8 protein-coding genes are annotated in these 8,852 nt (G+C 70.8%); 1 reads left to right on the forward strand and 7 read right to left on the reverse strand.

The window, feature by feature from the left end; translation table 11 throughout:
- From ACYVE7_RS23295 to ACYVE7_RS23320, 6 genes are all read right to left on the reverse strand, one after another.
- On the reverse strand, positions 1-1,596 hold a 1,596-nt coding region (locus ACYVE7_RS23295; RefSeq protein ID WP_460367166.1), incomplete at its 3' end, for an AfsR/SARP family transcriptional regulator.
- 269 nt (positions 1,597-1,865) lie between these two features.
- Positions 1,866-2,183, reverse strand: coding sequence for a GroES family chaperonin (locus tag ACYVE7_RS23300; protein ID WP_460367168.1), 318 nt, complete (start codon positions 2,181-2,183; stop codon positions 1,866-1,868).
- Between the two features lie 25 nt (positions 2,184-2,208).
- Positions 2,209-3,018, reverse strand: a complete 810-nt coding sequence (locus ACYVE7_RS23305) for a serine protease (protein ID WP_460367170.1) — start codon at positions 3,016-3,018, stop codon at positions 2,209-2,211.
- A 5-nt stretch (positions 3,019-3,023) separates the two neighbouring features.
- Positions 3,024-3,782, reverse strand: coding sequence for an SDR family NAD(P)-dependent oxidoreductase (locus ACYVE7_RS23310; RefSeq protein WP_460367172.1), 759 nt, complete (start codon positions 3,780-3,782; stop codon positions 3,024-3,026).
- 4 nt (positions 3,783-3,786) lie between these two features.
- Positions 3,787-5,211, reverse strand: coding sequence for a flavin-containing monooxygenase (locus ACYVE7_RS23315; RefSeq protein ID WP_460367173.1), 1,425 nt, complete (start codon positions 5,209-5,211; stop codon positions 3,787-3,789).
- A gap of 75 nt (positions 5,212-5,286) precedes the next feature.
- Positions 5,287-6,234 (reverse strand): diacylglycerol/lipid kinase family protein, encoded by a 948-nt coding sequence (locus ACYVE7_RS23320; protein WP_460367175.1) that lies wholly within the window; start codon positions 6,232-6,234, stop codon positions 5,287-5,289.
- Positions 6,235-6,388: 154 nt separating this feature from the next.
- Here ACYVE7_RS23320 and ACYVE7_RS23325 point away from each other — a divergent pair, with 154 nt between their 5' ends.
- Positions 6,389-7,378 (forward strand): alpha/beta hydrolase, encoded by a 990-nt coding sequence (locus tag ACYVE7_RS23325; RefSeq protein WP_460367176.1) that lies wholly within the window; start codon positions 6,389-6,391, stop codon positions 7,376-7,378.
- A 13-nt stretch (positions 7,379-7,391) separates the two neighbouring features.
- On the opposite strand, the gene ACYVE7_RS23330 is transcribed toward ACYVE7_RS23325, so the two are convergent.
- On the reverse strand, positions 7,392-8,489 hold the full coding sequence (locus tag ACYVE7_RS23330) for a VWA domain-containing protein (RefSeq protein WP_460367178.1): 1,098 nt from the start codon (positions 8,487-8,489) through the stop codon (positions 7,392-7,394).
- Positions 8,490-8,852 lie beyond the last annotated feature (363 nt).

The following is an 8,852-nucleotide window of genomic DNA, read 5'->3' on the forward strand; positions in this document are numbered from 1 at the left end:
CCGCAGGAACACCAGGCGCGCGGCCCGCCGCCCCTGGGCGTCGAACCCGTCGTGGACGCGTTCGGCGGTCTCGGTGATCGCGCCGCTCACCCCGCCGGCCTCGCGGTAGGCGGCGAGGGTCAGGTCGTCGCCGTCGCGCCTGCGCCAGGTCTCGCGCAGAGCGTGGGACAGCAGCGGAAGCGCCCCCGGCTCCCGGCCCGCTTCGGCGAGGACGGTCGCGACCAGCGCGGGCTCCACGGCCAGCCCCGCGCGTTCGGCCGGCCCGCAGATCATCTCCCGCAGCTCGTCGGGGGAGGGCGGCCCGACGATCAGATGGGCCGTGTTGAGCGCGTCGACGACGTCGTGCCGCTCGCTCAGCCTCGCGAGGAAGTCGGCTCTGACGCCGAGCACGACCCTCGCGGAGTCGCCCAGCCCGAGGAGGGCGGACAGGAACGCCGTCCGCTCGCCGACGTCGGGGCAGAGCGTGTAGATCTCCTCCAACTGGTCGACGACGATCAGGGGACGCCCGCTCAGCCGTCCGGCGAGCTCACCCGGACGCTCCCTGAGCACCTTCGCGAGGCGCTCGGGCTCCAGACCGGTCAGCTGCTCCAGCGCGAGGGCGAGGGAGAGCAGCGGGCGCTTGTCCGGAGTGAGCAGGATGCCCGGCGCGTGCGGGATCAGCCCAGCCCGCAGCAGCGACGACTTGCCGCTGCCCGACGCCCCGGACACCCCGACCAGCCGGTGCGCCTCCACGAGTTCGAGCAGCCGGTCGGTGAGCCGCTGACGCCCGAAGAACCACTCCCGGTGGACGGCCTGGTAGGCGACGAGGCCCCGGTAGGGCCCGCCGGGCGTGACCGGGGCGGGCGGCGGCGGGGCGGCGATCGGCCAGCGCACGGTGCGGTCGCCGCCGAGGATCGCTTCGTGCAGCCGCACCAGCGCGGGACCGGGGTCCAGACCGAGGTCGTCGGCCAGCCGCTTGCGGAACCGCTGGTAGGTCTCCAGCGCCTCGTCCCGGCGACCGGTCCGGTGCAGCGCGACCAGCTGGAGCCCGACTGCCGCCTCGCGGTGCGGTTGGGCGTCGGTCAGCTCGGTCAGCTCGGCGACGACCTCCCTGGCCCGGCCGAGACGCAGCCCCGCCTCCGCCCAGAGCTCGACGCAGGACTGCCGTTCCTGTTCGAGGCGGGCGGCCTCGGCGGCGATCGGAGCGCTGTCGAGGAACTCGGCGAACGCGGGTCCGTCCCAGGCGTCCAGCGCCCGGCGGAACAGCTCCATCGCCGCCGCGTCGTCACCGGCACGACGGCCCTCGGCGGCGAGCCGCTCGAACCGCTGCGCGTCGGAGTCCCCGCCGGTGACCAGCGTGTAGCCGTCGGGGTGGCCGTCGATCGTCTCCGCGCCGAGCACCCGCCGCAACTGGTACACGTAGAGCTGCAGGTTGCGCCGGGCCGAGCGGGGCGGGTCCTCACCCCACACGACCGTCTCGAGCCAGCCGAGCGACGCGCGCCGGTCACCCCTCGCCAGCAACGCCGCCAGAACCAGCCTGACCTTGGGCGCGGAACCCACCTCGACGGGCACCCCGTCACACATCACCCGCAACGATCCCAAAACCCGAAAATCCACCAGCCAATATTGGCTGCGCGACCGCCCCCGCAACATGGACGACTCTGTCCAAGGCTGGCCGCGCAACCCGGCGTGTCCCACGACGCGCCCCCAAGCCGCCTGCTCTACTGCGCGACTTCGACCAGCGGGCCCCGTCCCGCCACCGCGATGCGACGTTTCTGAACCACGTGAACTCCTCTCGTCCGCCCGGCGCACTTCGTCGCCGGCCACCGAAAGACAAGCTCAGACCGGTATAGACGCCGTATATCCGGGCAGCGCGGCCCGTGGCGTCAGAGGTAGAGGCCGGTGCCGTGTTCGGGGCGCTCGTTGGCGACGGCGTGAAGATCGCGTTCGCGCATGACGAGGTAGGTGGTGCCCTGGAGCTCGACTTCGAGCTGGTCCTCGGGGTGGAACAGGACCCGGTCACCGACCTTGACGGTGCGGACGTGGTGGCCCGTGCCGCAGACCTCGCCCCAGGCCAGCAGTTTGGACTGGTCGGCCGTCACCGGGATGACGATGCCGGAGCTGGACGTGCGCTCGCCGTCCTTGTCGGCCTTGATCATGACGCGGTCGGCGAGCATCTGGACTTCGAACTTGGGCTCCGGCACGAGCCGATACTACCGAATCGTCAGGTCAGAGCTGTTTCTTGAGGGTATCGAGGAACGTGGAGACCTTCGCGTAGACACCCGGATAGCCGGGCTGCGCGCAGCCCTTCGCCCAGCTCGTCAGGCCGACGACGCGCGGCACCCAGCGGTCCTCGAGCCGGCCCTGGATCCGGACCTTCTTCTTGACGGTCACGACGAGGGGGCCGCCGCTGTCGAACCGGCAGGTGTCGGCCTTCGGTGAGCCCGCGCACGTCATGCCGTCGTCCAGGCTGCCGCCGTAGGCCTTGCGGCAGTCCTCCGCCGGCACCAGCGGAACATGCGCCTTGCGGAGCCTCACATCGGTGACCTTGAGTTTCCTGGTCTCGCCCCAGCCCAGCACGTACGCCTTCGCACCGGTGAGATCGCCGAGCTCCACCGGCTTGATCTTCACTTTCTTGGTGAGGGTGAGGACGGCGACATCGTTGTGCTCCACGTCGATCCCGTTGAAGTCGGTCTGGCGGTACTTCGGATGGATCCAGACCTTCTTCACCTTGACCGTCGTGCCGCCTTTCTTCTTGGCCAGGTCGGACCTGCCGAACGTCACGCTGAGGCTGCCCGGGATGTACTTGAACTGGCGGGCGCAGTGCGCGGCCGTCAGTACCTTGTTCGGCTTGACCAGCACGCCTCCGCAGAAGTGCCCGCCGGGGCGCACGAACGCCACCGGGGAGGTGAGGGCGGCGACCCACGGGTAGCTCTTGGCTTTGACGGCCTGGCCGCCGACGATGGCCTGCGCGGGTGCTGCGGTGAGGGTCGTGGCGCTCAGGAGGAGCGCGCCGACCATGAGGGGGGTGAGTCGCATGTTGCTTAGTCGTACCGTCTGCCCGTGCGGGAGGACAACCGGGAAGACAGATTCCTCGGGATGAACTTTCCCAAACCGACCATCGCCTTGTAGCGGATATCGGGCACGCTGACCGACAGACCGCGACGGAGATCGGCGAGCGCCGTGTCCACGACGTCGTCGGCGTCCAGCCAGAGCGCGTTCGGGACCTTCGCGGTGTCCATCCCGGCCCGCTCATGGAACTCGGTGTGCACGAAACCCGGGCAGAGCGCCATCACCTTGACGTTCGGATCCTGGATGTCCGGCGCGATGCCCTCGCTGAAGGACACCACCCACGCCTTCGACGCCGAGTAGGTGCCGCGCGAGAAGAACGCCGCGACCGACGCCACGTTGATGATCCCGCCGCGGTGGCGCTCACGCATCCCGGGCAGCGCCGCGTACGTCAGCCGCAGGACGGCCTCGCAGTGCACCTTGAGCATCCGCAGCTCGTCCTCGACCGGGACGTTCATGAACGTGCCCTGGTTGCCGAAGCCGGCGTTGTTGACGAGCAGGTCGACGCCGTCGCGGAGCCGTTCCTCGACCCGGGCGATCCCGGTGTCGTCGGCGAGGTCGGCGGGCAGTACCTCGACCGCGATCCCGAACTTGTCCCGCAGGTCGGCGGCGGACTCGGTGAGGCGCTTCTCGTCGCGGGCGACCAGGACCAGATCCAGGCCGTCCCGGGCGAGGCGGCGGGCGAACGCGGCGCCGATGCCCGCGGTGGCCCCGGTGATCAGTGCTGTAGGCATACGCCTACCCTACGGAGAAATGGCGCGGATCGGGACGCCGGGTGGCACGCCGGTAGGCGAAGGTGTAGCCGGGCCAGTTGTTGACGTGCTTCCCGTCCGCCGTCTGATACCAGCTCGTGCAGCCGGAGTTCCAGATCGTGCCCTTCATCCGCCGCTGCAGATCGTCGTTGAACGCGCTCTGGACGTCGCGGCGCACCTCCAGCGTGCGGCCGGTGCGGAGGCAGGCCATGACGTAGGCGAACTGGCTCTCCAGCATGTACACGATGCTGTTGTGGCCGAGGTTGGTGTTCGGTCCGTAGAGCAGGTACAGGTTCGGGAAGCCGTGGACGGTCAGGCCGAGATGGGCGTGCGCGCCGTCCCGCCACTCCTCGGTCAGCTCGCGTCCGTCACGGCCGCGGATCGTCATGGGGGCGAGGAAGTCCGTGGCGCGGAAACCGGTGCCGAAGATGATCGTGTCGGCGGTTCTGACCTGGCCGTCCTCGGTGACGAGCGCGTTCTGTCGTACCTCTTTGACAGGCTCGGTGACGAGTTCGACGTTCGGCCGGAGCAGGGCCGGATAGTAGTCGTCGGAGATCAGCACGCGTTTGCAGCCGAGGGGGTGGTCGGGGTGGAGCCGTCGCCGGAGTTCGGGGTCGGGCACGGCCTTGCGCAGCGAGCGCCGGAACGAGCGCCCCATCAGCTTCAGGGCCGGGGGACAGGTGATGAAGCCGAGGGCGCGGGCCTCGAAGTACAGGTAGGTGCGGAGCCGGTCCAGGTCGTGCAGCAAGGGGAGCGCGCTGAGCAGCCGCCGGGCGGTGGGGCCGTAGGCATGGTCGGGTTTCGGGATCACGTACGGCGCGGTCCGCTGGTAGACGGTGAGTTTCGCGGCCCGCTCCGCCACCCGGGGAATGAACTGGATCGCGCTGGCCCCCGTGCCGATCACGGCCACCTCGCGTCCGGTGAGGTCGTGGGTGTGGTTCCAGCGGGCGCTGTGGAAGGAGGTCCCGGTGAAGGTCTCCAGGCCGGGAAGCTGGGGGATCGCGGGGCGGTTGAGCTGGCCGCACGCCGAGACGAGGACTTCGGCCGTCACGGGGCCGGACGAGGTGTCGAGGTGCCAGCGGCCGTCACGGAACTCGGCGCCCGCGACCTCGGTGCCGAGCCGCAGGTGTTCCTCCAGGCCGTAGGCGGTGACGCAGTGCCGCAGGTAGCCGAGGATCTCGGGCTGCTCGGCGTAGCGGCGCGACCAGTCCGTCTTCCGTTCGAACGAGAAGGAGTACAGATGCGAAGGAACATCACACGCGGCGCCCGGATAGGTGTTGTCGCGCCAGGTACCGCCCACGGAGTCGGCCTTCTCCAGGACGACGAACGGGACGTTCTCCCGTTTCAGCAGGACGGCCAGCCCGATGCCGCCGAAGCCCGCCCCGATGATCGCAACCCTAAAAGTACCCACTTACGCATCTTGTTGGCTTTCCCGGCGGGTGTCCAATGGCGGTGCCCGGCGGGATGCTCCGGCGCGTCGCCGGGATCAGGTGTCGGTGAAGTGGCGGGGCACCATGACGCGCAGGGCGTTGCCGAGCAGGCGCACCCGGACGGGGGTGCGGGCGCGCAGCTCGCCGTCCACGTCGACGGCCATCGGCGGGTCGGTCGCCACGGTGACCTCGCCGGTCGTCAGGAACGCGGGCTCGGCGAGGGTCCTGCGGTGGCCGGTCAGGACATGGCGTGCCGTCGCCGACAGCAGGCGCAGCCGCGCGGAGCCGCCCAGCCGGTAGACCGCCAGCAGCCGGTCGTCGGGGCTGGCGTCGCGGGCGATCGGCCGGCCGCTGTGGTGGCTGCCGTTCGCCACGTTGAGCTGGTGCGTGGTCAGCTCGTGGGTGGCGCCGTCGATCGTCACGGTGGCGTCGAAGGGGCGGTGGCGGGGGAGGAGGCGCAGCGCCGTCAGCAGGTAGGCGGCCCGGCCCACCACGCGCTTGAGCCGGTGCGGCACCGTACCGGCCACCCGGACGGACAGGCCGAGGCTGACCATGTTCGCGAAGATCTCGGTGGGGCCGCCGTCCAGCGGATCGAGCTCACCGAGATCGACGTCGGCGACCTTCCCCTCGGCGATCACTCCGACGGCGCCGGGCAGGTCGAGCGGGAGCAGCAGCCCGCGCGCGAAGTTGTTGGTGGTGCCGAGCGGCAGCAGGCCGAGGGCGACGTCGCGGTGGGCGAGATGACGGACGGCCTCTTTCAGGGTGCCGTCGCCGCCGCCCACGATGATCAGGTCGGGCGCGTCGGCCAGCGCCTCGGCGAACACCGACGGCAGCGTGCTCGGATCGGTGACGGGGAACCGGCGGGTGAAGGTGAACCCGGCCCGCTCCAGCAGCCGGACGGCCTCGGGGTGGAGCTTCCGGCCGCGCCGCGACCGGGTGTTGACGATCAGGACCGCTCTGCGCTCCCGGCGGATCAGCGCGTCGAGTTCTGCTTTGGAGCGCATTTCCGTTCCCTTTGCCCGACGTTCGGTCAGCGCTCGAATACGCTGCGCAATTCCCGTGCTTTGCATCCTATATGTAGGGTGGAAGCGGTGCGTCACCGCGCCGACCTGGGAACACTCCGTAATCCAGGCGCGAGAGAATTGCCGAGGGCGGAATATGCGGCGAGCGATGTGGCTCGGGGCGGGCGCGGCCGCCCTCACGGCGGTGGCGGCGACGATAGCGCCGGGCGGACCGGCCAGAGCCCCGACCCCGTCCGCCGACGACGGGGCCCGGGTGGTCGGGGAACGCAGGACCGGCCGGAGGATCCTCGACCTGACCATCGCCTCGCCCGCACTCGGCGGAAAAGGGCAGGTCCGGCTGCTGCTGCCGGCCGGCTGGTCGCGCGACGCCCACCGCACCTGGCCCGCCCTCTGGCTGCTGCACGGGCTGAACGGCGACCACACCGCGTGGAGCACCGAGACCGATGTCGACGCGCTGACCGCCGACGCCGACGTACTCGTCGTCATGCCGGGGGCGGGGCCGTGCGCCACCTACGGCGATTGGTGGAATGGCGGCGCCGGCGGGCCGCCGAAGTGGGAGACCTTCCATCTCGTCGAACTCGCGCAGATTCTCGAACGCGGATATCGGGCCGGGGAGGCACGGGCCGTCGCGGGGCATTCGGCGGGCGGATTCGGCGCGCTGTCCTATGCCGCGCGCCACCGCGGAATGTTCCGGGCCGCCGCCTCCTTCAGCGGGCCGCTGCATCTGCTGCACGAGAACCCCGGCGCGCTCGACCCGGTCGACCTGTTCCGGCTGACCATGGAGATCGGCTGCCGGAACGCCGACTGGCGGTCGGTCTTCGGCCACCCGCACGCCCAGCGGCCGATCTGGCGGCAGCACAACCCGTTCGACCTCGTCACCCAGGTGTCGGGGGTGCGGCTGTACCTGTCAGCGGGGACGGGCGCGCCAGGGCCGCTCGACACGTCGCACACCGAGCCCGACGCGATCGAACGGGTCGTCCACCAGGCCACCGCGATGTACGCCGACAAACTCAAGAAACTCGCCGTTCCCGCGACCGTCCACCTGTACGACGGCACACACCGCTGGCCTTACTGGCGTCGTGAGCTGCGTGCCGCACTGCCCCTGCTCCTGTCCGCCCTCGCCTGAAGATCTCGCCCGATCAGGGGGCGAAGGCGGACAGGTCGCCGCCCTCCAGCGCGGCGGCGATCAGATCGGGGAAGCGGTCGGGGGTGCAGCCGAACGCCGGGATGCCGAGCGCGGCCAGCGCCGCGGCGTTCTCGTGGTCGTAGGCGGGGGTGCCGTCGTCGGACAGCGCCAGCAGCACGATCATCCGGATGCCGTCGCGGGTCATCGCGGCCGCGCGCCGCAGCATCTCCTCGCGCGGCGCGCCCTCGAACAGATCGCTGATCAGGACGACGACGCTCTCGGCGGGCCGTGTGATGAGGCCGCGCGCGTAGGCGAGAGCCCGCCCGATGTCGGTGCCGCCGCCCAGACTGGTGCCGAACAGCAGCCCGACGGGGTCGTGGAGCTCGCCGGTCAGATCGGCGACGGCCGTGTCGAACGCGACGAACGACGTGCGCAGCGATCCGATCGACGCCAGCACCGAACCGAAGATCCCCGCATAGACCACCGACGACGCCATCGACCCGCTCTGGTCCACGCAGAGCACCACCTCGCGCCGGGTCCCCTGCCTGGTCCGGCCGTGCCCGACCAGCCGCTCCGGAATGATCGTCCCCCGGTCGGGGAGGTAGTGCCGGAGGTTCGCGCGGATCGTCCCGTCCCAGTCGATGTCGGCGGCGCGTCTCGGCCGCTGCCGTCGCGCCGCCCGATCGGCGGCCCCGCCGACCAGCGAGCGGGTCTTCTCCGCGAGCCGCTCCTCGACCTCTCTGACCACTTTCCTGACGACGGCGCGGGCCGACTCCCGTGCCCGGTCGGGCAGCACCGTGCCGAGCGCCAGGAGGGTCCCGACGAGCTGAACGTCGGCCTCGACGGCGTCCAGGAGCTCCGGTTCGGCCAGGAGCTGCGCCAGGTCGAGGCGCTCCACCGCGTCCCGCTGCAGCACCGTTACCACCGAGGCGGGAAAGAACTCCCTGATCTCCCCGAGCCACCGCGCCACCTGCGGCGCCGACCCCTTCAACCCACCCCGCCGCCCGGCCCCGTACACGGCCTCCAACGCGGCATCGACCCGCCCGTCCTGCCCTTCCAGCTTCTCCTCCCCTCCGAGCACCAACCGCCACCGCCGCTCCCGCTCGTCCAACCCGCCCTCCCCCTCCACCCAACTCCCCTTCCAACTCACCGAAACCAACCCGACCTCATCCAACCTTCCCAACTCATCCAAACAGCCCGCAGCCGCTCATCCCAGACAGCTCCCTCCCATCCCAAACCAGAACACCCCGGCATCCCGGATTCCCAAGACCCTGCACGTGGACGAGCCGACCCCGCAGGTCGACTGGTCGACGGGGAACGTCCGGCTGCTGCCGGAAGCGCGCGAGTGGCCTTCCACGCCACCGGCCCAAGCCGTCCAGGGGGACTCCGTGCCGCGCTCCTTGATCGGGAAGCCGTCTTGGGCCAGATGGTTGGACGGCTTGCGTGGTGTGGGTGGTCAATTGGTGGGTGGGGG

Source organism: Actinocorallia lasiicapitis (assembly GCF_054778695.1).

Bases quoted from the DNA above. Each gene is read 5' to 3' on its own strand.
- ACYVE7_RS23305 (WP_460367170.1), bottom strand. From the start codon at position 3,018: ATGCGACTCACCCCCCTCATGGTCGGCGCGCTCCTCCTGAGCGCCACG.
- ACYVE7_RS23320 (WP_460367175.1), bottom strand. From the start codon at position 6,234: ATGCGCTCCAAAGCAGAACTCGACGCGCTGATCCGCCGGGAGCGCAGA.
- ACYVE7_RS23310 (WP_460367172.1), bottom strand. From the start codon at position 3,782: ATGCCTACAGCACTGATCACCGGGGCCACCGCGGGCATCGGCGCCGCG.
- ACYVE7_RS23325 (WP_460367176.1), top strand. From the start codon at position 6,389: ATGCGGCGAGCGATGTGGCTCGGGGCGGGCGCGGCCGCCCTCACGGCG.